The following is a 25,677-nucleotide window of genomic DNA, read 5'->3' on the forward strand; positions in this document are numbered from 1 at the left end:
GATCGATTCTGGCTCGACCGGGGAAGAGCGCGATGAAGCTGATCAACGGCGGATTGCTCGCCGGTGTTGCCGTGGCGGTCGTGGGAGCCCTCCTGGCCCGCCGGCGTTACGTGGTGGTCACCGTCGAGGGGCCCAGCATGGCCCCGACGCTCGACGACGGCGACCGCGTCCTGGTACGGCGGCGGACGATCGACCAGGTGTCCCGAGGCGACGTCGTCGTGCTGGAGCCGCCGCCGGATCCCGCCGGGCGGATCCTGCCCGGCCCGCCGGGGGCGGACGGACGGCGCTGGAACATCAAGCGCGCCGTGGCCTTGCCCGGCGACCCCGTGCCACCCGGCGTACCCGGCGGCGACGCCGAGGAGCGGGTGCCCGCGGGCGCGCTCGTGGTCCTCGGCGACAACGGCCCCCAGAGCGTCGACTCCCGGCAGCGCGGCTTCTTCCACGCCGGCAGCCTGCTCGGGGTCGCGCTGCGCCGGCTGGGCGGGAGCTCTCTCTAGAGCGGAGCGGAGGGCACGCCTGTGGAGTTCCGACTTCTTGGCCCGATGCGGATCCAGGCCGGCGGCTCGGCCGTCAGGATCACGGCGCCCAAGCAACGCACCGTGCTCGCCATGCTGCTGGCGCGGGCCGGTCACGTCGTCCCGATCCGGTCGCTGGTGACGGAGGTCTGGGACGACCGTCCGCCCCGCTCGGCCGTGGCGAACCTGCGCACGTACCTCACGCAGCTGCGCAAGCTGCTGCCGCCCTCCGCCGACCCGGCGGCCGAGCGGCTGGTCACCTCCGAGGCCGGCTACCTGCTGCGGGTGGGGCCGGGGGAGTTCGACCTGTTCCAGTTCGAGGAGCTGTCCGGGCACGGCGGCCGGGCGCTGGCCCGGCGCGACCTGGGGGCGGCGCTGGACGCCTACAGCCGGGCCCTGTCCCTGTGGGAGGGGATGGCGGCCGAGGACGTGCCGCTCGGGCCGACCCTGCGGGAGGTCGTCGCCCGCCTCACCGACCGCTACCTGGGGGTGGTGGAGGAGCACACCGAGATCCAGCTCGCCCTCGGCCGGTACCCGGCGGCGGTCGGACGGCTGCGCGAGGTCGTCGCCCAGTACCCGCTGCGCGAGCGGCTCCACGGGCAGCTCATGGTGGCGTTGTACCGCAGCGGCGACATGGTGGGGGCGCTGGAGGCGTTCGCGGTGGCCCGCCGGGTGCTCGCCGAGGAGCTGGGCATCGACCCGGGCCCGGACCTGCTGCGCCTGCACCAGGCTGTGCTGCGCCGCGACGCGAGCCTCCTGGCGCCTCCCCCGCCCGCCACGCCCGCTCCTCCCGAGCCCTCCCCTGCTGCCCCCGGCCCGCTCCTCCCCGGCCCGCTCCAGCCGGCGGCGGGCCCCGGATGCGTCCAGGCCCGGTGCGCGGGCGGTTTCGGGCCGCGCCAGCTTCCCCTCGCGCCCAAGGTGTTCGTCGGCCGTACGGCGGAGCTGGCCCGCCTGCGAACCGTGCTGACCGCCGCCCCCGAGTCCGGCGCCGGCCCGGCGGTGCTGGCGCTGCACGGCCCCGGCGGGGTCGGCAAGTCGGCGCTCGCGCTGCGCGCCGCCCACGCCGTCGCCGACCACTACCCCGACGGCCAGCTCTACGTCGACCTCCAGGGCTCTTCCCCCGGGCTGCCGGCGCTGAGCCCGGCCGAGGCGCTGGGCCGGTTCCTGCGCGCTCTCGGGGTGGCTCCGGACGGGGTCCCGGCCGCCCCGGCCGAGGCGGCGGCGCTCTACCAGTCGTCGCTGGCGGGCCGGCGGGTCCTGGTCGTGCTCGACAACGCCGTGGGGGCGGCCCAGGTGGCGCCGCTGCTGCCGGCGGGAGGCGGCTGCGCGGTCCTGGTCACCAGCCGGGCGGCGCTGACGACCGTGGACGCCGTACCCGTGGCCGTCGGGCTGCTCGGCGAGGCCGACTGCGTGCGGATGCTGGCCGCGCTGGCCGGGGAGGCGCGCCTGGCGGCCGAGCCGGAGGCGGCGGCCGAGATCGCCCGCTGGTGCGGCGGGCACCCGCTGGCGTTGCGCATCGCCGGCGCCCGCCTGGCGGCGCGGCCCGACTGGTCGTTCGCGCGCTTCGGCGAGCGGCTGCGCGACCAGCGGGGCAGGCTGGACGAGCTCCAGGCGGCCGGGCTGAGCCTGCGCTCCTGCTTCGAGGTGGGGTACGGCACGCTGACGGGCGCCGCCCAGGCCGTGTTCCGCCTGTTCGGCGTGCTGGAGGTGCCGGAGATGGGCGTGGAGCCGGTCGCCGCGATGGCCGGCACGGGTCACAAGGCGGCCGAGGCGGCACTGGACGAGCTGGCCGAGGCGCGGCTGCTGGAGCCGGTGGGCGACGGGCGCTTCCGCGTCTACGATCTGCTGCGGCTGTTCGCCGCCGAGCTCGCCGCCGCCCACGACCCGCCGAGGGAGCGGGCACGGGCGTTGCGCCGCGCCCTCGACGCGTACCTCGACCTCTGCCGGCAGACGCACGACCTGCTGCAACCGCACCTGCGCGGCGGCGGGGGGCGCCGCAGGGGCGGGGGACGCGAACCCGGGCCGCTGCTGTCCGGCCCGGTCGCGGCCGCGCGCTGGCTGGACACGGAGCTGCGCTGCCTGGTGGCGGCGGCCGCGCAGGCCGCGCGCGGTGAGCCGGACGTCGCGCGCTTCGTCACGGAGCTGATGCCGCTGGTCAAGTCCGCGGCGATGAAGGGCGGCCACTGGCGGGAGCTGGAGACCCTCTCCCGCCTGGCGATCAGCGTGGCGCGACGCGAGGGCGACCGCGCCACGGAGGCGGCCACGCTCGTCACGCTGGGGCTGCTGGAGTGGCGGGGCGGCCAGGCGGAGGCGGCGCGCGACCTCATGAGCCGCGCCCTGGGCCTCTGGCGCGAGGTGGACGACCGCGAGTCCGAGGGCCTGGCCCTGCACAACCTGGGCTGGCTGAGCATGAGGACCGGCGACCTCGGCGCGGCCCTCGACCACATCACCGCGAGCCTGCGGCTGCTGGAGGCCCGCGGGTCCAGCCGCCTCGGGCTGGTTGGCCACGACCTGGGCGAGGTGCTGCTCCGGCTGGGCAGGCACGCCGAGGCGGCCGACCGGTTCGAGCACTGCCTCGCCGTCCGGCGCGCCGACGGCGACCTGTACGGCGAGAGCATCACGCTGGCGGCGCTCGGCCGCGCGTACGGGCTGCTGGACCAGCGGGACAGGGCCCTGGCGACGCTGGACGAGGCGCTGGCCCGCTGCCGGGACACGGGCAACCGGGAGGACGAGTGGGAGGCGCTGCTGGCCAGGTCCGAGATCCTGCTGCGCCAGGGCGACCCGGCCGCGGCCGAGGCGGACCTGGTCCGCGTCCTGGAGCTGACCGCGCGGATCGGCGACGCGTACGGCCAGGCGGCCGGGGCGCGGCAGCTCGCCCGGGTCCGCTCGGCGATGGCCGACCCGCGCGCCGATGCGGACGCGCGCCGGGCCGGGGAGCTGTTCGCGGACCGCGCGCTGCGCCGCGATCCGGCCCTCGAGCGGCTGCTCACGGGCCGGTTGTAGCGCAACTGTATGAGTCGCTGTATGCCCCCCAAATAGCTTTTTGGCCTGACCGCATCGCAACGGAAGGAGCGTGGATCCATGTCCAACGTCCTGGGCAGGCTCGGCGACCGCATGCTCGAGAAGCTGGTCCCGAAGACGTCCGCGAAGGCCGCCTACGAGTACTACGTTCACTGCTACTGCAGGGAGCGCTCCGACTTCAGGAAGCTCTGCACGATCATCAACGGCAGGACCGCCTGCGGATCCTGCTACGTGTTCAGGACCTGCGGAGCCTGAGCCTTGTCGCACCGGTCCGGCGGCGGGCCTCCGCCGCCGGACCGGCGCCAGGCCCGCCGCCGGCGCGCCACCGCCGCGCGTGCCGGCGACCTGATGGAGCTGTCCACCGTCTGATGTGAGGTCACCCCATGGCTTTCCTGATCGCCGCAGTCGTGCTCGTCGGCGTGCTGTGCCTGCTGAACCTGCTGCTCATGATGGGCGTGCTCCGGCGGCTGCGCGAGCACACCGCCGAGCTGCAGCGCCTGGCCGGCGGGCCGATGACCCCCCTGGCGTACGACCCGACGGTGCTGGTCGGGCGGGCGCTGCCCGAGGGCGCGGCCGGTGCGCGGCTGGTGGGCTTCTTCGACGTCGGGTGCGACACGTGTCACGAGCGGGCGCCGGAGTTCGCCGAGACGGCCCGCGACGAGAACGGCGGCGCCCTGGCCGTCGTCACCGGCGATCCCGCCGAGGCGGGCGACCTGCTGGATCTCTTGAGCGGTGTGGCCGGCGTCGTGACCGGCGACGACGCCCTGCGGATCGCGGAGTCGGTCGGCGTCAAGGCGTTCCCGACCTTCCTGCGCACCGGCTCCGACGGCACGGTCGTGGCCGCGGACACGGAGCTGACCGGCCTCGCCCCGCTGGCGCACCGCGGGTGACCATGGTGGGCGAGGAGCGGCGCCCACCTGAGAACAACCCCGACTTCTCTCGTGTCGTAAGATCAGGGCACTTCAGGAGAGTGGTAGGGCTGTGGACATCCGCGTGCTGGGCCCGCTGGAGATCGTCGGCGACGACGGGCGGTCGCTTCGGATCGGCTCGCTGAAGCTGCGGGCGATGGCGAGCGTGCTGGTGCTGGCGGAGGGCCGGCCGGTGGCCCCGGCCACGCTGATCGACCGGTTGTGGGGCGAGGAGCCGCCGGCCGAGGCGCAGGCGTCGCTGCACTCGTACGTGTCCAACCTGCGCCGCCTGCTGGAGCCGGGACGCCGCGCCAGGGCGCGGAGCCTGCTGACGTTCGGGCCGGTGGGCTACACGCTGGCCATCGATCAGGAGCACGTGGACACCACGCGTTTCCTGCGCCTGGTCGGGCAGGCCGAGCAGGCGGCCGAGCCCGCCGAGGCGGAGCGGCTGGCGGCCGCGGCGCAGGCGCTGTGGCGTGGCGAGCCGTACCAGGACCTGGACGACCAGGCGCACGTGGCCGCTGTCCGGGCGCGGCTCACCGAGGCCCGGGAGCGGGCCCGCGAGCTGCGGGTGAGCGCCGTCATCCAGCAGGACCGCCACGGCGAGCTGCTGGGCGAGCTGGAGGCGCTGACGTACGAGCACCCGCTGCGCGAACGGCTGTGGGCGCTGCGGGCGCTGGCGCTCTACCGGAGCGGCCGCCAGGGCGAGGCCCTGGAAACGCTGCGCACGGCGCGCCGGATCCTGGCCGAGGAGCTCGGCATCGACCCGGGCGAGGAGCTGCGCGAGCTGGAACGCGACATCCTCGGACAGTCCCCCGCGCTGCTCCCCCACCGGCCGCCGCCCGAGCCGCGGGTGGCCGGGCAGGGGATCACGGGCCGGAAGGAGGAGCTGGCCGCGCTGGACGGGCTGCTGGAAGCGGCGGCGGCGGGCCGGCCGGGGTTCTCGCTGGTCACCGGGGAGCCGGGGATCGGCAAGACGCGACTGGCCGAGGAGCTGGTGAGCCGGGCCCGCGCCCGGGGCTTCACGGTCGCGGTGGGACGGTGCGCGGCGACGGAGGGCGCGCCGGCGTTCTGGCCGTGGGTGACGGTGCTGGAGCGGCTGGCCGAAACGCTGCCGCCCCTGCCCGCCGACGTGCGCGCCAACCTGCCCGGAATCGGCTCCGCGACCGGGACCGACCCCGAGGGCGCGCGGTTTCGCACCTACGAGGCGGCCGCGCGGGCGCTGACCGCGGGCCGGCGGCCGGTGCTGGTGGTGCTGGACGACCTGCACTGGGCGGACCGGTCCTCGCTGCGGCTGCTGAGTTACCTGGCCGAGTACGTGCTGGACGGCAGGCTGGCCCTGGTGGGGACGGCACGCGACTGGCCGCCGCCGGAGGGCGCGCTGGCCGAGGCGTTCGAGGCGCTGTCGCGCCGGCAGGCGGTGCGGCTGCCGCTGTCCGGCCTTTCGGCGGCCGACCTGGCCGAGCTGACCCCGGCGGGCACGGACGTGTCGGCGCTCAGGGACCGCACGAACGGCAACCCGTTCTTCGTCACGGAGCTGATGCGTTACCTGGAAGCCGGATCGCCGGGCCACGGCACGCTGCCGCTGGGCGCGCGGGACGTCGTGCTCGGCCGGGTCAACCGGCTGCCCGAGGCGTCGGCCGCGTTGTTACGGGTGGCGGCGGTGGCCGGGCGCGAGTTCGACGTGGCGATCGTGGCCGAGGCCGCCGGGCTCGACCTGGACGCGGCGCTGGACCGGCTGGAGCCGGCCATCGCCGCCCACCTGGTCGCGGAGGGGCGGCCCGGCCGGTTCCTGTTCGTGCACGCGCTGGTCCAGGAGGCGCTCACCGAGGTGGTGCCGGTACTGCGCCGGGCCCGGCTGCACGCCGCCGTGGCCGCCGCGATCGAGTCGCGAACCGGCGGCTCGTCCTCCGACCGGCTGTCCGCCGCCGCCCACCACTGGCTCCAGGCGATCCCCGCGGGCCACACCGCCCGTGCCTGGCGGGCGGCGTGGCGGGCGGCCGAGGAGGCCAAGCGGCTTCGCGCGTACGACGCGGCCGTCGAGCTGCTGGAACGGGCCGAGCGGGTGGCCGAGGACGACCCGGAGCTGGGCGAGGCCGAACGCATGGACCTGCTGTCCGCCCTGGCCGAGGCCAGGTTCGGGGCGGGCGACTCGCTGGGGCAGGAGGCGGAGCTGACGCGGATCCGCCGCCTGGCCAAGCAGGCGGGCGACCGGCGGCGCTGGATCGAGGCCGCGACCGGGTACGGCGGGCGCATCCTGCAACCCTGGAAGGTCTACGGCGACCACGACGCCGACCTGATGGCGGACCTGACGGAGCTGGCCGCCGACGAGGGGCTGGAGCCGTCCGCCCGGGCCCGGGTGCTGGCCTGCCTGGCGCTCCAGTCGTACTACCAGCCGGGGCGGGACCCCGCGCAGCGGGACCGGTGGAGCGCTGAGGCGGTGCGGCTGGCCCGCCAGGAGAACGACGCGACGCTGCTGGGCCGGGTGCTGTTCGCCCGCTACTACGCGCTGCTCGACCCGGACTCGGTGCTCCCGCGGCTGGGGGCGGGCGAGGAGATGGCCCGCGCCGGGCTGGAGGCGGGCGACGACGAGCTGCGCACGATCGGGCTCACCTGCCAGGGCGGCACGCTGCTGGAGCTGTGCCGGGTGCGGGAGGCCCTGGACGTGCTGGCCGAGGCCGAGCGGCTGATCGGCCGTACGCACATGCCGTACCTGCGCATCATGCTGAACTGGCTGCGGCTCGGCGTCCTCGTCAACCGCGGCGACCTGGAGGCGGCCGAGTCGCTGCTCGCGGCCACCGCCGCCGAGCAGCGGACCACCTCGATGTGGGGAGTGGAGACCACCACGGCCGGCGCCACGTACCAGGTCGCGCTCATGCGCCTGCGCCGCGGAGCGGCGGACGCGGTGCAGCCGCCGCAGGACATCTCCCACGATCAGCTCGACCGGTTCAACCTGGACGGGTACGCCCACTACCTGGTGGTCAGCGGCCGGCTGGAGGAGGCCCGGCGGGTGCTCGGGCCGTGGGAGCGGCAACCGCCGATCCCCCGCACGTTCGTCTACCTGTTCTGGCTGGTCGTCCGCTGCGAGGTCTGGGCGGCGCTGGGCGACCGCAGGGCCTGCGCCGACCTCTACGCGGCGGCCTCGCCGTACGCCGACCGGATGGGGATCGCCGGGCTGAGCATGCTGATGTGGCCGGTCAGCCGGTCATTGGCGCAACTGGCCGAGGCCATGGGCGACACCGAGGCGGCGCGGCGGCACGCCGAGCACGCCGAGGGCGTGGAGCGGGAGCTGGCTCAGCCCCACAGGTAGGCGGCGCGCCTGCGGTAGCGACCGCCGGCCACGGTGCTGAGCAGCAGCAACGACTTGGGGGACGTCCTGCGCAGGTGGGCCTCGACCTCGGCCGGCAGCTCGGAGGTGATCCAGCCGAGCAGCGTGACCAGCCCGCGGAGGCCGTACTGCTTGCTGATCGTCTTGTGCGTCTCCGCGTCCTCCTCCGGCGTGATGTGGGCCATCATCAGCGGGATCCCGTCGATCTCCTCGTGTGCCAGGTGCGCGCCCAGGGTGTCGGCCAGCGCGCGCAGGGCGACCATGAGCCGCTCGCGCCCCGGCTCGGACGGGCCGGCGTCGAACGCCTGGAAGGCCTCGGTGCTCTCGCGGATCCAGTGGTCGCAGGCCGCGTGCTCGGCCTCCAGCGCGTCGATCGTGCCGATCGCCTGCGGCGCCCGCTCCCGCAGCAGCGGCCAGATCGTCTCGTCCTCGGCGGTGTGATGGTGGTGCAGCACGAACAGCACCCACGCGTGGTGCTCGCGCAGGGCGGTGACGCGCCGGCGGTCGTCGAGGCGGACCCGGCCGACCGCGGTGATCAGGTGTCCGAGGTCGCGGCGGAAGCCGAAGTGCGCCAGGTACATGTTGCTCATGTCGAGCGGCCCGGGCGCGGCGGCGGCCTGGCCGGGAAGCGTGATCTGCGGCACGTTCGGGTGGGCGGCGGTTCGCATGGTCGTCTTCCTTGTCGTCCTGGAGGGATGCCGCCATGGTGGCTCCCCGCTCTTGGGCGGCTCTGGAGGCTCGGCCCCAAGAGCGGCCCAAGGACCCGTCATCAGCGTGTGCGGTCATGACGCTCACGCCCCCCTCCCCGACGTTCCGGAGCTCCATGGTGTGCGCCTACACCTCGCTCACCCGCGACGAGCGGCCCATCACCTGGCCGGTCACCCCGTACACCGGTCCCCGCGGCACGATCGACGTCAGCACCGGCCTGACCTATCCCGACAAGGCCGAGCGGGCGCGCCGCGATCCGCGCGTCGCCCTGCTGTTCGAGGGTGACCCGGTGGTGCTGGTGCAGGGCCAGGCCACGGTCCGCGACGCCGACCTGCAGGCCAACACCGACCGGTACGTCCGCGACTCCCAGGCCAAGGTCCCGGACGCCTTCTCGGGGCTGCCGCGGTTCCTGGTCAGGTGCCTGACCTGGTACTTCGCCCGGATCTACGTCGAGGTGACACCCGAGCGGATCACCTGGTGGCCCGGCGGCGACCTGACCCGCGACCCGCTGACCTGGACCTGCCCGCCCGGCACCACGGCCCCCGCCTCCGACCCGGCCCCGTCGGGCCCCCGCCTGCCCGGCCGCTCCGCTCCGCCCGCCGACTGGCGCCCGTACGCCCGCCGGGCCCGCGACCTGGGCCGGCCGACCGTGTCGGCGGTGGCCGACGGCCTGCCCGTGACCGTGCCCGCGCGTGCCTTCTCCGCCACCGCGACCGGGTACGAGTTGCGCCTCCCCGCCGGTGTGACCGTCGGGCCGGGACCGGTGTGCCTGACCTTCCACCGGCACGATCCCGGCATGCGGTGGCAGGAGAACGTCGTGCTGCTCGGCACCGCCACCGCCCCTGGCGACGACCGGCTGACCGTCGCGATCGACCGCGCGCTGCCCGACTGGAGCCTGCCCGAGGACCGCCGCCTGCGGACCCGTTCCTTTCTCGGCCACGGCAGGCAGCTCAGGCGCCGGCTGAAGGCCGAGGCCGCCCGCCGCGCCCAGCCGGTGCCGAAGGTCCGCCTCCAGGCGCGCTGACGCCGCGGGGTCAGGCCGCCGGTTCGCAGCGGGCCCGGCGGCCGCGCGGGCACCGGGCCCGCCCCCACCTTTCACTGTTAGTTCATCCGAGAAGTTAACGCAAGATCTGGTTAAAACCACATGACTCTTGCTAAGAATTGGGAGCTGCAGCAGATCGACTCCCGTTCCGCCCCCCGTGGGAGACCCCCTCTCCCGCCCTCCCCCCTGGGAGACGCATGGACGACGATCGGCGGCTCGCCGGCCACCTTCTCGACCGTTCCCGCCGAGGCTTCCTCGGCATGACCGGCGCCGCGTTCGCGCTGGCGTTCACCACCCGCCTGGCCGACCCGTGGACGGCGGAGTCCACCGTCTCCCGTTCGGCCGACTACCCCTTCCAGCTCGGCGTCGCCTCGGGAGATCCGCTGCCCGACGGCGTCGTGCTCTGGACCCGCCTCGCCTCCCGCCCGCTCGAACCGCTCGGCGGCATGCCGTACACCCGCATTCGCGTCTCCTGGGAGGTGGCCGAGGACGACCAGTTCAAGCGTCGCGTACGGCACGGCGACGCCTGGGCGACACCGGAGTACGGCCACTCCGTGCACGTGGACGTGCGCGGGCTCAAACCGGGACGCGACTACTTCTACCGGTTCAGGACCGGCGGCGAGATCAGCCCGGTCGGCCGCACCAGGACCGCGCCCGTCACCGCCGACCGGCTCAAGATCGCGTTCGCGTCGTGCGCGTCGTGGCCCGACGGCTTCTACACCGCCTACCGGCACCTCGCCGCGGAGAACCCCGACGTGGTCTTCCACCTCGGCGACTACATCTACGAGTACGGCATCGTGCCCACGGGCGGCCGCCGGAACACGCCCGTGCCGGACCCCTTCCGCGTCCAGTGCGACACCCTCGACCGCTACCGCATCCAGTACGGCCTCTACAAGAGCGACCCGGACCTGCAGGCGGCCCACCACGCGGCCCCCTGGATCGTCACCTGGGACGACCACGAGGTGCTCGACAACTACGCCGGCGACGTCGGCCCCGGCGGCAACGTCACCGAGCAGGACTTCCTGGTGATCAGGGCCAACGCCTACCGCGCCTTCTGGGAGAACCTGCCCCTGCGGTTACCGCAGCTCCCCGACGGGCCCGACAGCCGGCTCTACCGGCGGTTCGACTTCGGCAGGCTGGCCCGGTTCAACGTGCTCGACACCCGCCAGTACCGATCCGACCAGGTGTGCGGCGACGGGCAGCAGATCGACTGCGCCGAACGCCTCGACCCCTCCCGCACCATGCTCGGCGACGAGCAGGAGAAGTGGCTGCTCGACGGCCTCGGCCGCTCGCCCGCCAAGTGGAACGTCCTCGCCCAGCAGATCGCCATGTGCCAGCTCGACTTCGACCCCGGACCGGCGCAGAAGCTCAGCATGGACCTGTGGGACGGCTACAAGGCCGCCAAGGACCGCGTGCTCAACGGCATCGTCGAGCGCGGCGTGTCCAACCCGGTCGTGCTCACCGGCGACATCCACTACAACCTCGCCGGCGAGCTCAAGGCCGACTTCAACGACCCCGCCTCCCCCACCATCGGCGTCGAGCTGGTCTGCACCTCCGTCACCAGCGGCGGCAACGGCAGCGCCTCGACCGGCGTCCCCGCCGGCGGGTCCGACCCGGTCAACCCGCACATCAGGTTCTCCGGCTACCAGCGCGGCTACGTGAGCTGCGAGGTGACCCCTGAAGCCTGGCGCACCGACTACCGGGTGGTCCCCTACATCGACCGGCCCGGCGCGCCGGTGGAGACCAAGGCCAGTTTCGTCACCGTCGACGGCCGGCCCGGCCTGAACGTGGCGTGAGGAAGGAGATGACCGTGAACAGACACCGACTGGCCGCCGGGATCCTCGCGCTCGGGCTCCTGTCCGGCCCCGTGGTGGCGGCCGTCGCCGACGCGGGCGAACCCCCGGAGCCGGCCGTGCGGACCCCCGAGCCGGCGCTGGCCCCGCAGTCCCAGCCCGAGCCGCAGGTCCGCCTGCGGCCCTCCCGTGAGCGCGGGCGCACGGGCCGGATCACGCCCGTCGCCGGCGCGGAGCGCCTCCAGGTGCCCGCGGGCGTCGACCCGGCCTGCGCGCCGTGGATCGAGGCCGGTCTGCGCAACGGCGGCGGCAAGGCCGTCTACGCCGACCTGTTCGCCGAGATCAAGCCGCCGCTGACCGCCTCCCGGCCGATGATCTCCAGCTACCTGCCCGCGGGCTACGAGCTCGGCGTCAAGCTGCTCATCGGCATCCCGCCGGAGGCGCCGCTCGGCGAGTACCCGCTGACCCTGCGGACCGGCTCGGAAAGCCTGACGGTGCCGATCACCGTCGTGGACCTCGCCGGCCTGGACAACGGCGGCAACGTGGCGCTGCGCCGTACCGTGACCGCGTCGTCGGCCCACACCGGCGGCAACTACCCCGCGTGCAGCGTCGTGGACGGCGACCGCAGCTCCGACGGCTGGGCGGGCGGGAACGGCTGGAACGACGCCACCTCCCGGACGTGGCCGGACACCCTGGACATCACGCTCGGCCAGGAGCGGACCCTGTCGCGGGTGGACCTGTACACCATCGACACCGCCCGCTACCCCGCCTCGACGTACGGCCTGCGCGACTGGGACGTCCAGGTCCGGACCGGCGGGCAGTGGCAGACGGTGGCGGAGGTGCGGGGCAACACCTCGGGCGTGGTCCGCTCCGACTTCGCCCCGGTCTCGGCGGACGCGGTCCGCATCCTCACCCGGGCCTCCAACGGCGCCAACGATTTCAGCCGGGTCATCGAGGTGGAGGCCTACTGACGGGCTTGAGGGAAAGGGCTGCCGCCTCGGCCCTGAGACGACGAGATCCCGCCCGATCGAGGTGATCGGGCGGGATCTCGTGAACACTCCGGGGTGGAGCTATGGGGATTCGAACCCCAGACCTCCTCCATGCCATGGAGGCGCGCTACCAACTGCGCTATAGCCCCGTGGTGCGTGCACCAGTGTATCGGACTCCCCGGGCCGCCGCGCACGGCCGGCGGCCCGCGGATCCGCCCGTCCAGGGGGACGGGCGGCGGTCAGCCGAGTGTCCGGGCCTGGTCGATGAGGCGGGCCAGCTCGCCCACCATCGGGTCCTCCGCCGCCTCGGCCAGCCGCCTGGCGTGCTCCCCCAGCACCGGCAGGTCGAGCCCGAACGCGTCCCGGTCGCGCAGGTACAGGGCGAAGGCGGCGGCCGTCACGTCCACCTGCAGCCGGACCGGCGCCTTCTCCCAGATCGAGGGGGCCAGCGCGGCCACGTCCACCGCCCGGCCCGCCTCCGCGGGGGCACGCGTGTCGGGGTCCTGCCAGCGGACGGTCGCCTGGGCGAGCTGCCCCGTGGCGCCCGGCTTCAGCCGCACGCTGTAGAGGGCGGTCACCGCGTGGCCGGGGCCGATCTCGCCGCCGTCACGGTCGTCGTCGCGGAACTCCCCGGCGGACATGGCCCGGTTGTCGTAGCCGAGCAGCCGCTGGCTCTCCACGACCGACGGGTTGAAGACGACCTGCGCCTTGGCGTCGCGGGCGCGCAGCTCGATGGTGGCGGGCAGGCGGGCGGCGAAGACCTTCTCGGCCTCCTCCCGGGTGCTGACGTACACGGCGGCGCCGTCGCCGTTGTCGGCGAGCTGCTCCATGAGCTCGTCGCCGTACTCCCGGCCGACGCCGACGGTGAGCAGCGTGACCTGCCGGCCCGCGTACTCCTTGACCCGGTCCAGGATGGCCTGCCAGGCGGTGGCGCCCTGGTTGGCCAGCCCGTCGGACAGCAGGACGACGCGGTTGGTGGCGGCGGCGCGGAACGCCCCGGCCGCCTGCCGGTAGCCGGTCACCAGCCCGGCCTCCAGGTTCGTGCCGCCCTGGACGGCCAGCCGGTCCACGGCGGCGTGCAGCTCCGGCCGGGCGGTGAGCGGCGTCATCGGGACGACGGTCTCGGCGGTGTCGCTGAACGCCACGACCGACACCCGGTCGCCGGCCGCGAGCTGGTCGATCAGCGTGTGGAGAGCCTGTTTGACCAGGTCGAGGCGGCCGGGCTCGGCCATCGACCCGGAGACGTCGACCACGAACGTGAGGTCGGCGGGGCGGCGTGAGGCGGCGTCGGACCCGCGGGTGCGCAGGCCCACCCGGACGACCGCGGTGTCGGAGCCGGGCATGCGGGCGCCGTCGACGTGGACGGTGAACCCGTCGCCGGCCGGCTCGGCGTAGTCGTCCTGGCCGAAGGCGTTGACGAACTCCTCGGGCCGGATCCGGGCCGGCTCGGGCCGGCGCCCCTCGCCCAGGGTGCGGCGGGCGTAGGCGTACGAGGCGGTGTCGACGTCCAGGGCGAACGTCGAGATCTGGGCCTCCACCGTGTCCTCCCGGGTGTCGGCCCCGGTCTCCGGCTTCGCGTCGAGGCGGGTGGCGCGGGGCTTGGCGGGGGCCGGCTGTCCGGCCTCCGTCCGGGCGGGTGCGCGCGCGGCGGAGTCGGCCTGCGAGCCCGGCGGCCCACCCCCGCAGGCCGCGAGCGCGAGCAGCGCGACAAGTCCGACACCCACCACCGAAGGGCGTAATTTCACTGCAACCACCTCCATGCGTATCGACGGTTTCCCGTCGTCGCGTGGCCGGGTGAGTGATTCAAGCGAGCGCGAACCGCGACCGGGGCGTGACCGCCGGGAACACCACGATCCGCGTGCGGGCCGTGGAGACATCGGCGACCACCTCACCGGCGAGACCGCGTCCGGATGGCACCAGGTGTTCTGCAATTCAACACATCGGTCCACGTCGACGCCAACACCGGCTGTATAGCGTTCTACAACCTATACAGCGCCCTGCAACACACAGGCCGGGCATTTCTCGTACAACCTTCGACGCCGACTGAGCCACGCCACCCGCTTCGGTTAATACCGCACCAAGAAGAACGCAATGGGCCACGTCCCGCCATGGCGGCCGTACCGGCCGTGTGATGCGATGACCGCCAGAGCCCCTGGCGCAGAGGACCGTTCCGCGAACGCGCGTCCCCTGCGGGCGCCTTCGCCGAGATATCGGAGGATCCATGTCGGAGTCAGTGTCGGTGGTCATCCCGTGTTACCGATCAGCGCGGACGCTCCCGGTGCTGGTGCCCAGGCTCGTCTCGGTCCTGCGTGACCTGAACGTCCGGTACGAGGTGATCCTCGTGGTCGACGGAAGTCCGGACGACACCTGGCCGGCCGCCGCGGACCTGGCCGAGCGGGTCGAGGGTGTCCGGGCGATCCACCTGTCGCGCAACTACGGTCAGCACAACGCCCTTGTCGCGGGCATCAGGGAGGCGGGTTCGCAGGTCGTCGTCACGATGGACGACGACCTGCAGCACCTGCCCGAGCAGATCCCGAACCTGCTGGCCGCGCTGGAGGGGGACCGCCTCGACCTGGTCTACGGCGTGCCGCACGTGGAGGAGCACGGGGTCCTGCGCAGCTTCGCCTCCCGCTCGGTGAAGGCCTGCATGTCGGCCACGCTGGGCTTTCGCGGCGCCCGCAAGATCAGCGCCTTCCGCGCCTTCCGCACCCACCTGCGCGACGGCTTCGCGCGGTTGTCGGGCCCGCACGCCTCCATCGACGTGGCCCTGTCCTGGGCCACCACCCGTGTCGGCTCGGTGTCGGTCCAGATGAGCCACCGCCGGCACGGCCGCTCCAACTACTCGCTGCCCCTGCTGGTGCGGCACACGGCGAACATGGTGCTCGGCTACAGCGCGGCGCCGCTGCGCCTGGCCAGCTACCTCGGCTTCTTCGTCGGCCTGGTCGGCCTGGCGCTGGGCGTGGCCGTCCTGTGGCACTTCGCGACGGGCGGCACGACGGTCGCCGGGTTCACCACGATCGCCTCGATGGTCTCGCTGTTCTCGGCCGCGCAGCTCATCGCGATCGGCGTCCTCGGCGAATACGTCGGCCGCATTCACGGCAGCGGAATGGGACACCCCACTTACGTGATCCGGGAACGAGTCGGCTTCGCCGGCCCCGTCGGGCTGCCCCGGCAGAGCAGCGGCGCCGGGGCGCGCAACGCCCCTTAGCCGTACCGGCGCCATTGCGTCATCGGTTCTCCACCGACGGGCCAAGCTATCGCCCGTGAATCCGCCGGACGCGCGCCGTCACGGCCCGCGCCAAATGCGACGGGTTAGGAACGGAGGGAGAAATATCGGCCGGGGTCGTTTGTGCTGAGGAAATGTCACCGGCTCGGTGAAACACCCGTCGAATGGAGTGAGTGTGCGTTTCTTGCCCGCTCAGGAACACATCACGGCCGGAGTCGTCGGCCTGGGATATGTCGGATCGTGTATAGCAGCGACCCTCGCCGACAACGGCGTCCACGTGGTCGGCGTGGACACCGACGCCGCACTCGTCGAGGAGCTGAGCGGCGGACACTGCCGGCTCAGCGAAGCGGGGCTGCCCGAGCTCGTCTCCCGCCTGACCGGCACGGGGGCCTTCCGGGCCACCACGGAGTACGCGGCGCTCGCCTCCGCCGACGTGGTGATCGTCACGGTCGGCACACCCGTCCGCGACCAGGGCGTGCTGATGGACCTCCAGCTCCGCGGCGCCTGCGACGAGCTGAGCAAGCACCTGCGCCCGGGCCAGCTGCTGGTGTTCAAGAGCACCGTCCCCGCCGGGATGACGCGTGAGCTCGTCGTCCCTCTGCTGGAGCGTTCCGGCCTGACCTGCGGAACCGACTTCGGCCTGGCCTTCTGCCCCGAGCGGCTCTCCGAGGGCAACGCCCTAAACGAGCTGCGCACCTTCCCCCTCGTCGTGGGCGGCTGGTGCGACGACAGCACCGACGCCGCGGCGGAGTTCTGGCGGCGCGCCCTGGGCGTCGACATCATCCGGTGCGCGTCACTGGAGACGGCCGAGATGGTCAAGCTGGCCGACAACTGGTGGATCGACCACAACATCGCGATGGCCAACGAGCTCGCCCAGGTGTGCGCCACGGTCGGCGTCGACGTGCTCGACGTGATCAGCGCCGCCAACTCGATCAAGAAGGGCAGCGGGAGCGTCAACATCCTCCTGCCGAGCGTAGGCGTCGGCGGCTCGTGCCTGACGAAGGACCCGTGGATGGTGTGGCGCTCGGCCCGCGAGCGCGGCCTCGCGCTGCGCACGATTCCCGCGGCGCGGGAGGTGAACGACGGCATGCCGCACTACACCTTCGGCCTCATCGTGGAGGAGCTGGCCAAGCTCGGCCGCACGCCGGAGCGGGCGAAGATCGCGGTGCTCGGCCTGGCGTTCAAGAACAACACGGGCGACCTGCGGGCCACGCCCACCCAGCCCGTCGTCGCGGCGCTGCGGGAGGCCGGCGCCCAGGTCGCGCTGCACGACCCGCTGGTGGACGAGGACGAGGCCGAGAAGATCTTCGGGCTGCGGCCGTGCGCGTCCGTCGAGGAGGCGGTGCGCGACGCCGACTGCCTGGCGGTGCTGGCCTGGCACAGGCCGTTCCACGACCTGGACCTTGCGTGGATCCGCGTGCAGGTGGCCGCGTCCTGCGTGGTGATCGACGGGCGCGCCTACTACCCGTGCGAGACGATCGCCCGGCTGCGCGAGCTGGGCTTCGCCTACCGCGGGATCGGACGGTAGACGCCATGGCACGAGTGGTCGTCACGGGCGGCAGCGGATTCGTCGGAAGCCATCTGGTTGAGCGGCTCGTCGCCGACGGCCATGAGACCACGGTCTTCGACCACGGCGCCCCGCCGCCCGGCCTGATCTCCGGCCCGGACGCGCCCCAGCACGTCACGGGCGACATCCGCGACCGCGCTCAGCTGGCCGCCGCCATCGAGCCCGGCGTCGACGTCGTCTACCACCTCGCCGCCGTGGTGGGCGTGGACCGCTACCTCGACGAGCCGCTGGACGTCATCGACGTCAACCTCATGGGCACGAGGAACGTCCTCGACCTGGCCGAACGGGCCGGCGCCAAGGTGGTGCTGGCCAGCACGAGCGAGGTCTTCGGCAAGAACCCGGCGGTGCCGTGGGCGGAGAACGACGACCGGGTGCTCGGCAGCACGGCCGTCGACCGGTGGAGCTACTCCTCCAGCAAGGCTCTGGCCGAGCACCTGGCGTTCGCCTTCATGCGGCAGCGCGGTCTGCGCGCGACGATCGTGCGCTACTTCAACGTGTACGGCCCGCGCCAGCGGCCCGCCTTCGTCGTCAGCCGGACGATCCACCGGGCGCTGCGCGGGCTGCCGCCGATCGTCTACGACGACGGGGGCCAGACCCGGTGCTTCACGTTCGTGGACGACGCCATCGACGCCACACTGACGGCGGGCACTAGCGAGAAGGCCGACGGCGAGTGCTTCAACATCGGCAGCTCGGAGGAGACCACGGTGGGGGAGGTGGTACGGCTCATCCTCGAACTCGCCGGGGACGGACCGGCGGCCGTGCCGCTCGACACCGGCGCGCGGCTCGGCCCGCGCTACCAGGACCTGCGCCGCCGGATCCCGGACGCCCGCAAGGCGTACGAGGTGCTCGGCTGGCGGGCCTCGACGGACCTCCGGGAGGGGCTGGCCCGCACCATCACGTGGGGCCGGGCGACCCCCTGGTGGCTGGCGCAGGAGGACAGCGGCCAGGCTTAGCCCGGCAACGCCCGCGGGGACGGCACCGACCAGGTACCGTCCCCGCGTCGTTCCCGGCGGTCGTCAGCGGCCGGCGCTCTTCCGCGCCGGGACGAGCTCGACGAACATCTGCGACGGCCGCCCGCCGAGCAGCCCCCTCACCAGGTCGAAGCCGGCGAAGCCGGCGGCCAGGAACGGGAAGAGCGGGTGCCGGGTCATCGGGCGCTCCGCCGTGACCGTCACCCACCCGCGGCGGGCCAGCGCCGCCAGGATGCTGGTGCTCCAGAACGGGGCGCCCTGGGTGTAGGCGAAGCGGCTCACCGTGAAGCCGCACGCGTGCGCCAGGCTGGTGAAGTTGGCCCGGTCGAACAGCACCCAGTGCCGCGGGCAGTGGTAGCCGCCCCAGTCGCGATGCCGGAACAGGCGGGCGTCCATGCTGTCGGTGTTGGGAGTCTTGACGAGGATCACGCCCTGCGGCGTGAGGTGGCGGCGCAGCGTGCTCAGCACCTCGCCCGGATCGCTCACGTGCTCGATCAGGTTGATCAGCAGGATGAGGTCGAAGCGCTCCTCGGTCGAGAAGTCCTCGACGCGTCCGCAGAAGAAGCGGTGCCCCCGCGCCACGGCCCGGTCCCGGGCGGCCGGGTCCAGGTCGACGACCTGGGTGAACGACACCCGGGCGTCGAGGCCGCGGACCACGTCGAGCTGCCAGCCGTCTCCCCCGCCCACGTCGAGCACCTTCAGGTCCGCGCCGGACAGGCCCGACAGGATGCGCCGAAGCCGCAGCGCGTCGAGCCGGTCCTTGACGCGGTGGGCGAACGACTGCTCGTCCGAGGCGTAGGCGTAGTAGTTGGCCGGATAGATCTCGGCGAGCCGGTCGACCGGCATGGGGTCGAGGAAGAGGGCGCCGCACCGCGCGCAGCGGTAGAAGGGGAACTCCTCGTCGCTCGTGCGATATTCGACGTCGCGGGCCGACGCCCAGGGGGCGGCCCCGGTCTCCTGACACGCCGGGCACCTCGTGCGGGTGCCGGTGGATCCGGCTTCCGGCGCCCGGCCGGGGACCATGTCGGTGTGTGCGTTCATATCCTGTCCAGCTGCCGCCAGGTGCGGAAATAGGTGGTCTGCCGCCGCTGGAGCAGCGGCGCGACGTCGGTGTCCATGAGGAAGCGCTCCACGTCCTTCAGCCGGCTGAACGACACGCTGGGATCCCAGTGGTGCAGCAGGTGCCGGTTGAAGCCCGCCGCGCCGAAGACGGTGGCGAACAGCCCGTCGCCGAAGAGCCGGTTGACCGGCCCGTGCGGGACGACGCTGTAGTCGGCGAGGTCGTCGGCGAACTCGCTGCGGTGCTCCAGCACCTGACGGACAATGTTGAGCAGCGGCAGGAACAGCAGCTGCCCCATCGCCCACGCCGCGGCGAGGACGACGACGCCGGCCCACAGCGAGCAGGCGATGACCGAGCAGTTGAAGAGCGCCGAGACGAGGAACACGCCGTCCAGCGAGCCGTCCCCGGCCTGCCCGTCCTCCGGGCGGGACTTGCCGCGCACCACCTCGCGATAGCCCTTCAGCGCACGGACCAACCGGATCCCGGTGAAGCCCTCGACCAGGAAGCGGAGGTCGAGGGGGGCGAAGTAGCTGCGCTCCGGGTCGCGGGTCGTGCCGAGGTACCGGTGGTGCTCGAAGTGGACCTTGCGGTAGGCCTTGACGTTCATGCCGACGAACAGCCCGACGAACGCGTTCGTCAGCCTGTCGCTGGTCTCGCGCCCCGGCGCCAGGTTGTAGTGGGCGCCTTCGTGCAGGTACGTCATCAGGTAGTGCAGCCAGAACCCCAGCAGCGCTCCCCCGGCGACGGCGAGCAGCGCCGAGGCGGCCCACCCCGCGCCGGTGGCGTGGGTCATGACGACGACCAGCGCCGCGGAGGCGGCCAGCGCGAGATGCCCGCAGAGCAGTGTCGTCCAGACCACCCCCCATCGCGGCGTGAGAGAGCGGCGGAAATCCACGTAGCGCGTTCCCGAGGAGTCGACCAGCGTGGAATGGCGCACCTTGCCGATGTCCAGGGCCTCGGCGTCGACCTGCACGGCAGTCCCCCTTCTGCTGAGCCTTCCGGAACTCTAACCAGCGGCTCGGCGATATCGGGGACTGCCGTGCGGGGGGGCCGATTAACTGATGTCAAACAATACGTCAACCCAGTGAGGTGAACTCAGCCAATCAGCCCGAACAATCGCACCTACAATCGGCTCCTACGAGTCCTGCGCTGTCTCGGCGAACGAGATTTCGCCCTCCTCAAAGGCCGCTGACGGACCCTCCAGAACATCACCATCGACCCCGGCAGAATCGGTGGCATCGCCCGCGCAGCGCTTGTCCTCACCCATTTCGAGCACGACTACCTACCGGGCATTCGCTTGGATCACGTCAACGCGGCGGCACCGCAACTATGGCGCTGCGTAACTGAGCGGCTCTGACACGTCATGCTAACCGTGGGCCGGCCGGTGCGCCCGGACGATCAGCGAGACCCCCGGGAGCGACCTCACCGGGAGGTACCGCTCGGCCGTGATCACCGCCATGAGCCCCAGATTGACCAGGCGTGGCAGCTCCATGACGTCCGAGCCGGAGCTGCTCTTGCGGTGGCGGGCGACCACGGGCCGCAACAGGACGTTCCAGCTCCACATCCGGTCCAGGACGAGCCCCTGCCCGGCGAGCAGCGCGCGCAGGGTCGGCCGGGTGTACCTGCGGACGTGACCGGACGCCACGTCGTGCGCCGACCACAGCGCCATGTCGCACGGCACGGTGACCAGCGCCGTGCCGCCCGGGCGGAGCACCCGCGTGATCTCGGCGGCGGCGCGGCCGTCCTCCTCGATGTGCTCCAGCACGTCGAAGGCGCACACCAGGTCGAACGCGTCGTCGGGCAGCGGCAGCTCGCGCGCGTCGGCGTGGATGGCGCGCAGGCCCCGCTCACGGGCCAGCTCCACCGCGAGCTCCGAGTAGTCGGCGACCAGCGCGTTCCATCCGTGCCGCACGAGCACCCGCGTGTTGCCGCCGCCGGCCGCGCCGATGTCGAGCGCCCGGCCGGGCGGGCCGTGCCGGCGCAGCCTGCGCAGCTCGCGGGCGAGGATGGCACGCCGCTCGCGGTACCACCAGTGGTGGTCCTCCAGCTCGACCGTGCGGCGGATCTCCGTAGCCTCCATGACCTCTCCCCGATCAGGCCACGCGGTACGGTGGCCGTTCCTTCACGCCCGCACCTGGACCTTGCTGTGGTCGCCCACCATGAGCTGGCAGGCGTTGGGCATGCCCTGGGCCCTGGTCACCTCGACGTTGCGCCCGATGAGCGAGTACGTGAGCCGGGAGATCCCCGTGATGGAGGAGTCCCGCAGCACGATCGCGTACTCCACCTCGCTGTCCCGGATCAGGCAGCTCTCGGCGATGGAGGTGTACGGGCCGACGTAGGAGTCGCGGATCACGGTGTGGGCGCCGATGACGGCGGGTCCCCGGATCACCGAGCCCTCCACTGACGCCCCGGGCTCGATGACGACGTTCCCGCTGATCTCCGAGGCGCCGTCCACGGCCCCCCGGATGTCCGGCCGGATCGTGTCCAGGACGATCCGGTTGCACTCCAGCATGTCCTGCAGCCGCCCGGTGTCCTTCCAGTAGCCGCTGACGAAGTGCGAGTGGACGCTGTAGCCGTGGTCGATGAGCCACTTGATGGCGTCGGTGATCTCCAGCTCGCCGCGCGCCGACGGCTCGATGGCGCGGACCGCCTCATGGATGGCCGGGGAGAAGGTGTAGACGCCGACGATCGCGAGGTCGCTGCGCGGGTTCTCCGGCTTCTCCTCCAGCCGCAGGATCTGCCCGTCCGGGCCGAGCTCGGCGACGCCGTAGAACTGCGGCTCGGCGACCTTGGTGAGCAGGATCTGGGCGTCGTGGCTGGCCGCGCCGAAGGCGTCCACCAGGTCGGCGATGCCGCCGATGAGGAAGTTGTCGCCCAGGTACATGACGAACGGCTCGTCGCCGAGGAAGTCGCGGGCGATGAGGACGCAGTGGGCCAGCCCCAGCGGCGCCTCCTGGGGAATGTAGGTCACCTCCAGCCCGAACCGGGAGCCGTCGCCGACGGTCTCGCGCATCTCCGCCCCCGTGTCGCCGACGACGATGCCGACGCTGGTGATGCCGGCCGCGCGGATGGCCTCAAGGCCGTAGAAGAGGACCGGTTTGTTGGCGACGGGCACCAACTGCTTCGCCGACGTGTGGGTGAGCGGGCGCAGCCGCGTGCCCTTCCCCCCTGCCAGCACGAGCGCCTTCATCGCCGTGGAGTCCTTTCGCGACGAGCGCGTGGCCCGTGATGATCGACCGTTTCGGGTCCGAAGCTACGAACGGCCGGGGTCAGCGGATCTTCGCCGCGCTGCGGCTTGGCCGAAGGTTGTGCGGCGGGTTGCCGGTCCTGGACGATCCGCGACGGCGGAACGTCCAGGACCGGTGGAGCGCGTAGCTCAGCAGGAAGGTCATGGCAATGATCAGCGCCTGGGCGAGGAGCACGGACAGCCCGGCGAGCTCGACGAGGATCGGCAGCCCCACGAGCGAAGCCGTCAGGATGCTCAGCCCGGCCGCGTAGAAACGCAGGTAGCCGGCCAGCCAGCCGTCAAGGGTGCCGGGGAAGACGACCAGCCGGTACCAGGGGTAAACGATCACCACCGTGACGAGGTGGCTCGCCACCACCAGGCCGAGGTACGGCACCCGGTCCCCGAGCGCGGGCAGCGTCGCGGCGAGGACGCCGTAGTAGAGGGCGGCCGTCACGCCGCCGCCCGCCAGGTAGGCCACCCGGTGCCCGAGCCGCGGGCGGGCGGCGGGGGGCGCGGCCGGCGGCCGGGTCAGGGCGTTCACGGCCCCGCCGGGCGCAGCAGCGCCGTCCGCACCAGGTGGACGGTGATGTGCGCCTGGACCGGGGCGAACCCGTACCTGGCCCAGGCCCGCTGCACCCGCGTGTTGTGGCTCTGGGTGGAGATGACGACCTCGTCCGCGCCGCGGGCCACGGCGTGGTCCTCGACGGCCTTGAGCAGGTGGGCGTACAGGCCACGGCCCTGGGCGGCGGAGACCACGCCGGCGAGCAGGATCTCGGTCCGGGGGCCGCCGTCCTCCAGCGTGGTGAGCCCGAGCACGTGTGAGCCGTCGTCGAGCGCCACGCAGTTCCCCTCGGCGGCCGAGCGCACCGCCCACTCCTGGTAGCCCTCCAACGCCGCGGCGGCGTCGAAGAGCGGATCGGCCAGGTAGTGGTTGCCGTACGCGGCGAAGATGTCGGCGACCAGCATCCCGACCGCGTCAGGATCGCCCAGCTGCGCCGTGTGGAGGCCGGGCGACGGCGCGGGAGGCCGGCCCTGCCCCGCGCGCAGGCTCCAGTACACCAGGCAGTCGGCGAACAGAGCGGTCCGGCCGGTCGCTCCCGACCCCAGCCCGGTCAGCTCCGCGAACCAGCCGACGCGCTCGGCCGGGTAACGCAGCACGATCACGTCCGCGTCCGACGCCAGCACGGCCTCGCGGAGCGCGTCCAGCGCGTCCTCCGACCCGGCACCGACGGTCAGGCGCTCGACGGAGCGGCCGAACCGGGCCGACTCCAGCGGCGAGGGCAGCGCCCGGACGGCCCGCGCCTCGATCACGTCGTGCCAGGCCATCAGCGCACCTCGAATTCCCGGACGGCGTCGATGACGTACGCCACGTCCTCCTCGCCGAGGCCGGCGAAGAGCGGCAGGCGGACGAGCCGGTCGGCGACCCGCTCGGTGACGGGGCAGCCGCCCGGCGCCGGGCGCCCGTGCCGGATCCCGGCGGGCGCGTTGTGCAGCGGCTGATAGTGGAAGGCGGCCCCCACGCCGCGGGCGGCGAGGTGGCCGATAAACGCCTGCCGGGTGGCCAGGTCGGGCAGCAGCAGGTAGTAGAGGTGGGCGGGATGCTCGCACCCGTCGGGGACCGCTGGCCGGTGGACCCCGTTGCTCTCCGCCCAGCCGGCCAGGCCCTCGTGGTAGGCCCGCCACACCGCCAGGCGGCGGCGCTGGATCACCTCGAACGACTCGAGCTGCGCGGTGAGCTGCGCCGCGAGCAGGTCGGACGGCAGGTAGCTGGAGCCGAGATCGACCCAGCGGTACTTGTCGACCTGGCCGCGGAAGAACCGGCTGCGGTCGGTGCCCTTCTCGCGGATGATCTCGGCCCGCGAGGCCAGCTCCTCGTCATTGACGAGCAGCGCGCCGCCCTCCCCGCACTGGACGTTCTTGGTCTCGTGGAAGCTCTGCGCCGCCATGACGCCGAACGACCCGAGCGGCCTGCCCCGGTAGGAGCCGCCCAGGCCGTGCGCGTTGTCCTCGACGAGCGCGAGGTCGTACTGGTCGGCGAGCTTGCCGATCTCCTCCATCGCGCAGGCGACGCCCGCGTAGTGGACGACGGCGATGGCGCGCGTCCGCTCGGTGACGGCCTCCTCGACGAGGCGTTCGTCGATGTTCAGCGTGTCCGGCCGGCAGTCGGCGAACACCGGCACGGCGCCGCGCAGCGCGTACGCGTTGGCCGTCGACATGAACGTGAACGAGGGCACGATCACCTCGTCGCCGGGCCGCAGGCCCAGCAGGAGCGCCGACATCTCCAGGGCGTGCGTGCACGAGGTGGTCAGCAGCGCCTGGCGCGCCCCGGTCAGCTCGGCGAGCAGCCCGGCGGCCCGGCGGGTGAACGGCCCGTCGCCGGAGGTCCGTCCGTTGCGGACGGCCTCCGCGACGTAGTCGAGCTCGCGCTCGCTCACGTACGGCAGGCTGAAGGGAACGGTTCTCACCGCGGTGGTGCTCACAGCCGCAGTGAAACCCGGCGCGGTCCACGGGCGGGTGGCGCGCCACCGCGTGTGACGGAACCGTTGCGCAAGCCTTGCCCGCGCCCGACCGGCCCGATCAGGCGGGCGGGAGATCGCGGTGAAGTGGTCGCAGTAGGCGGTGCCCCGGATTGGTCCGGCGGGCGGCCTGCCCTCGGTCAGCCGGCAGGTCGTCCGGGCCACCCGCTCCCGCAGGCCGCGACCGGGCGTGACCGCCGGATCACCCGCACCCCCTGGCGTCCCTCTGGCCCAGGAGGTCAGGCTTCCGAGCGGGTCAGGTCACGGCTTCCATGAGGGGTCGCGGCCGAGCTCGCCCAGGGCACGGTCCAGGGCGGGCGCGTCCGCGGGCACCTCCACCGGCTCGCCGAACGCGCCCATCCTGCGCCCCGTCGGCGCCATGTCCGCGACGAACGCGAGCAGCCGCTCCGCCTCCTCCTCGTCCACCTCGTACGGCCTGCCGGTCGCCACGGCCAGGTCCCAGCCGTGGACGACGAGGTCGCACAGGGACATCGCGGCGAGCGTGGTCATCGGCAGCCCCATGCCGGCGCTGACGCCTTCCCACGCCTCCGGCCGGCGCCAGACGGCCAGCATCCGCTCGGCCCGCGCCCGGAAGTCGCCGGTGTACTCACCCTGCGGGATCATGGGCCCGCCGGAGGCCAGCGACTCGAACAGCGACGCCCCCCACTCCAGGTGCGCGATCAGTCCCCGGACGTCGAACTCGGCGCACGGCGTCGGCAGCGTGAGCTGCTCCTCGCCGAGGCTCTCCACCAGGTCGGCCGTACGACCGGCGGCGCGTTCCATCAACGGCAGCGTCTCGTTCATGAC

At 73.2% G+C, this 25,677-nt stretch carries 21 protein-coding genes and 1 tRNA gene; 11 read left to right on the plus strand and 11 right to left on the minus strand.

All coding sequences use genetic code 11. The annotated features are described in order from the left end of the window. Window positions 1-32: 32 nt before the first annotated feature. The 5 genes from lepB to ABZS51_RS13245 all read left to right on the plus strand — a co-directional run bounded on the left by lepB (window position 33) and on the right by ABZS51_RS13245 (window position 7,754). Entirely contained in the window at window positions 33-497 is a 465-nt protein-coding gene (lepB, locus tag ABZS51_RS13225; protein WP_310711662.1) for a signal peptidase I, read from the plus strand. A 45-nt stretch (window positions 498-542) separates the two neighbouring features. Next, entirely contained in the window at window positions 543-3,518 is a 2,976-nt protein-coding gene (locus tag ABZS51_RS13230; RefSeq protein ID WP_355439556.1) for a BTAD domain-containing putative transcriptional regulator, read from the plus strand. Between the two features lie 78 nt (window positions 3,519-3,596). Then, window positions 3,597-3,791 carry a hypothetical protein gene (locus ABZS51_RS13235; RefSeq protein ID WP_355439559.1) on the plus strand — a complete coding sequence of 65 codons (195 nt, stop codon included), beginning with the start codon at window positions 3,597-3,599 and terminating at the stop codon, window positions 3,789-3,791. Window positions 3,792-3,919: 128 nt separating this feature from the next. Then, window positions 3,920-4,426, plus strand: coding sequence for a hypothetical protein (locus tag ABZS51_RS13240; protein WP_355439562.1), 507 nt, complete (start codon window positions 3,920-3,922; stop codon window positions 4,424-4,426). A 91-nt stretch (window positions 4,427-4,517) separates the two neighbouring features. Beyond that, window positions 4,518-7,754, plus strand: coding sequence for a BTAD domain-containing putative transcriptional regulator (locus ABZS51_RS13245; RefSeq protein ID WP_355439565.1), 3,237 nt, complete (start codon window positions 4,518-4,520; stop codon window positions 7,752-7,754). Here ABZS51_RS13245 and ABZS51_RS13250 read toward each other — a convergent pair. Continuing rightward, window positions 7,739-8,440 (minus strand): hemerythrin domain-containing protein, encoded by a 702-nt coding sequence (locus ABZS51_RS13250; protein ID WP_355439568.1) that lies wholly within the window; start codon window positions 8,438-8,440, stop codon window positions 7,739-7,741. The genes ABZS51_RS13245 and ABZS51_RS13250 overlap by 16 nt on opposite strands. A gap of 116 nt (window positions 8,441-8,556) precedes the next feature. Between ABZS51_RS13250 and ABZS51_RS13255 the strand changes: the two genes are divergently transcribed. The 3 genes from ABZS51_RS13255 (at window position 8,557) to ABZS51_RS13265 (ending at window position 12,286) form a co-directional block, all read left to right on the plus strand. Continuing rightward, window positions 8,557-9,504, plus strand: coding sequence for a hypothetical protein (locus ABZS51_RS13255; RefSeq protein WP_355439571.1), 948 nt, complete (start codon window positions 8,557-8,559; stop codon window positions 9,502-9,504). A gap of 215 nt (window positions 9,505-9,719) precedes the next feature. Further along, window positions 9,720-11,318 carry an alkaline phosphatase D family protein gene (locus tag ABZS51_RS13260; protein ID WP_355439574.1) on the plus strand — a complete coding sequence of 533 codons (1,599 nt, stop codon included), beginning with the start codon at window positions 9,720-9,722 and terminating at the stop codon, window positions 11,316-11,318. 14 nt (window positions 11,319-11,332) lie between these two features. Next, window positions 11,333-12,286 (plus strand): discoidin domain-containing protein, encoded by a 954-nt coding sequence (locus tag ABZS51_RS13265; protein WP_355439577.1) that lies wholly within the window; start codon window positions 11,333-11,335, stop codon window positions 12,284-12,286. Window positions 12,287-12,380: 94 nt separating this feature from the next. On the opposite strand, the gene ABZS51_RS13270 is transcribed toward ABZS51_RS13265, so the two are convergent. Together ABZS51_RS13270 and ABZS51_RS13275 are read right to left on the minus strand one after the other, a co-directional pair. Beyond that, window positions 12,381-12,453, minus strand: a tRNA-Ala gene (locus ABZS51_RS13270). Window positions 12,454-12,543: 90 nt separating this feature from the next. Continuing rightward, window positions 12,544-14,028, minus strand: coding sequence for a von Willebrand factor type A domain-containing protein (locus ABZS51_RS13275; RefSeq protein ID WP_355439580.1), 1,485 nt, complete (start codon window positions 14,026-14,028; stop codon window positions 12,544-12,546). Window positions 14,029-14,525: 497 nt separating this feature from the next. Between ABZS51_RS13275 and ABZS51_RS13280 the strand changes: the two genes are divergently transcribed. The 3 genes from ABZS51_RS13280 to ABZS51_RS13290 all read left to right on the plus strand — a co-directional run bounded on the left by ABZS51_RS13280 (window position 14,526) and on the right by ABZS51_RS13290 (window position 18,050). Beyond that, a complete protein-coding gene (locus tag ABZS51_RS13280; protein WP_355439582.1) occupies window positions 14,526-15,512 on the plus strand; it encodes a glycosyltransferase family 2 protein in 987 nt (328 codons plus the stop codon). A 193-nt stretch (window positions 15,513-15,705) separates the two neighbouring features. Then, window positions 15,706-17,058, plus strand: a complete 1,353-nt coding sequence (locus ABZS51_RS13285) for a nucleotide sugar dehydrogenase (RefSeq protein ID WP_355439585.1) — start codon at window positions 15,706-15,708, stop codon at window positions 17,056-17,058. 5 nt (window positions 17,059-17,063) lie between these two features. Further along, the gene (locus ABZS51_RS13290) at window positions 17,064-18,050 is read left to right on the plus strand and encodes an NAD-dependent epimerase/dehydratase family protein (protein WP_355439588.1); all 987 of its coding nucleotides are present in this window, start codon (window positions 17,064-17,066) and stop codon (window positions 18,048-18,050) included. A gap of 63 nt (window positions 18,051-18,113) precedes the next feature. On the opposite strand, the gene ABZS51_RS13295 is transcribed toward ABZS51_RS13290, so the two are convergent. The 8 genes from ABZS51_RS13295 to ABZS51_RS13330 all read right to left on the minus strand — a co-directional run bounded on the left by ABZS51_RS13295 (window position 18,114) and on the right by ABZS51_RS13330 (window position 25,674). After that, the gene (locus ABZS51_RS13295) at window positions 18,114-19,109 is read right to left on the minus strand and encodes a methyltransferase domain-containing protein (RefSeq protein WP_355439591.1); all 996 of its coding nucleotides are present in this window, start codon (window positions 19,107-19,109) and stop codon (window positions 18,114-18,116) included. Next, on the minus strand, window positions 19,106-20,101 hold the full coding sequence (locus ABZS51_RS13300; protein ID WP_355439593.1) for a fatty acid desaturase: 996 nt from the start codon (window positions 20,099-20,101) through the stop codon (window positions 19,106-19,108). Before ABZS51_RS13300 ends, ABZS51_RS13295 begins: the two co-directional genes overlap by 4 nt. A gap of 393 nt (window positions 20,102-20,494) precedes the next feature. Then, window positions 20,495-21,208, minus strand: a complete 714-nt coding sequence (locus tag ABZS51_RS13305) for a class I SAM-dependent methyltransferase (RefSeq protein ID WP_355439596.1) — start codon at window positions 21,206-21,208, stop codon at window positions 20,495-20,497. Window positions 21,209-21,250: 42 nt separating this feature from the next. Next, window positions 21,251-22,318 (minus strand): glucose-1-phosphate thymidylyltransferase, encoded by a 1,068-nt coding sequence (locus ABZS51_RS13310; protein WP_355439599.1) that lies wholly within the window; start codon window positions 22,316-22,318, stop codon window positions 21,251-21,253. A gap of 79 nt (window positions 22,319-22,397) precedes the next feature. Then, window positions 22,398-22,895, minus strand: a complete 498-nt coding sequence (locus ABZS51_RS13315) for a GtrA family protein (RefSeq protein WP_355439602.1) — start codon at window positions 22,893-22,895, stop codon at window positions 22,398-22,400. Then, the gene (locus ABZS51_RS13320) at window positions 22,892-23,680 is read right to left on the minus strand and encodes a GNAT family N-acetyltransferase (protein ID WP_355439605.1); all 789 of its coding nucleotides are present in this window, start codon (window positions 23,678-23,680) and stop codon (window positions 22,892-22,894) included. Before ABZS51_RS13320 ends, ABZS51_RS13315 begins: the two co-directional genes overlap by 4 nt. Further along, on the minus strand, window positions 23,680-24,834 hold the full coding sequence (gene rffA, locus ABZS51_RS13325) for a dTDP-4-amino-4,6-dideoxygalactose transaminase (protein WP_355439608.1): 1,155 nt from the start codon (window positions 24,832-24,834) through the stop codon (window positions 23,680-23,682). The genes ABZS51_RS13320 and rffA overlap by 1 nt, the downstream gene beginning before the upstream one ends. A 297-nt stretch (window positions 24,835-25,131) precedes the next feature. Continuing rightward, entirely contained in the window at window positions 25,132-25,674 is a 543-nt protein-coding gene (locus tag ABZS51_RS13330) for a TIGR03086 family metal-binding protein (protein ID WP_355439611.1), read from the minus strand. Window positions 25,675-25,677 lie beyond the last annotated feature (3 nt).

It is taken from the genome of Nonomuraea sp. NPDC005501 (assembly GCF_040605905.1).
In the GTDB taxonomy this organism is placed as follows: domain Bacteria; phylum Actinomycetota; class Actinomycetes; order Streptosporangiales; family Streptosporangiaceae; genus Nonomuraea.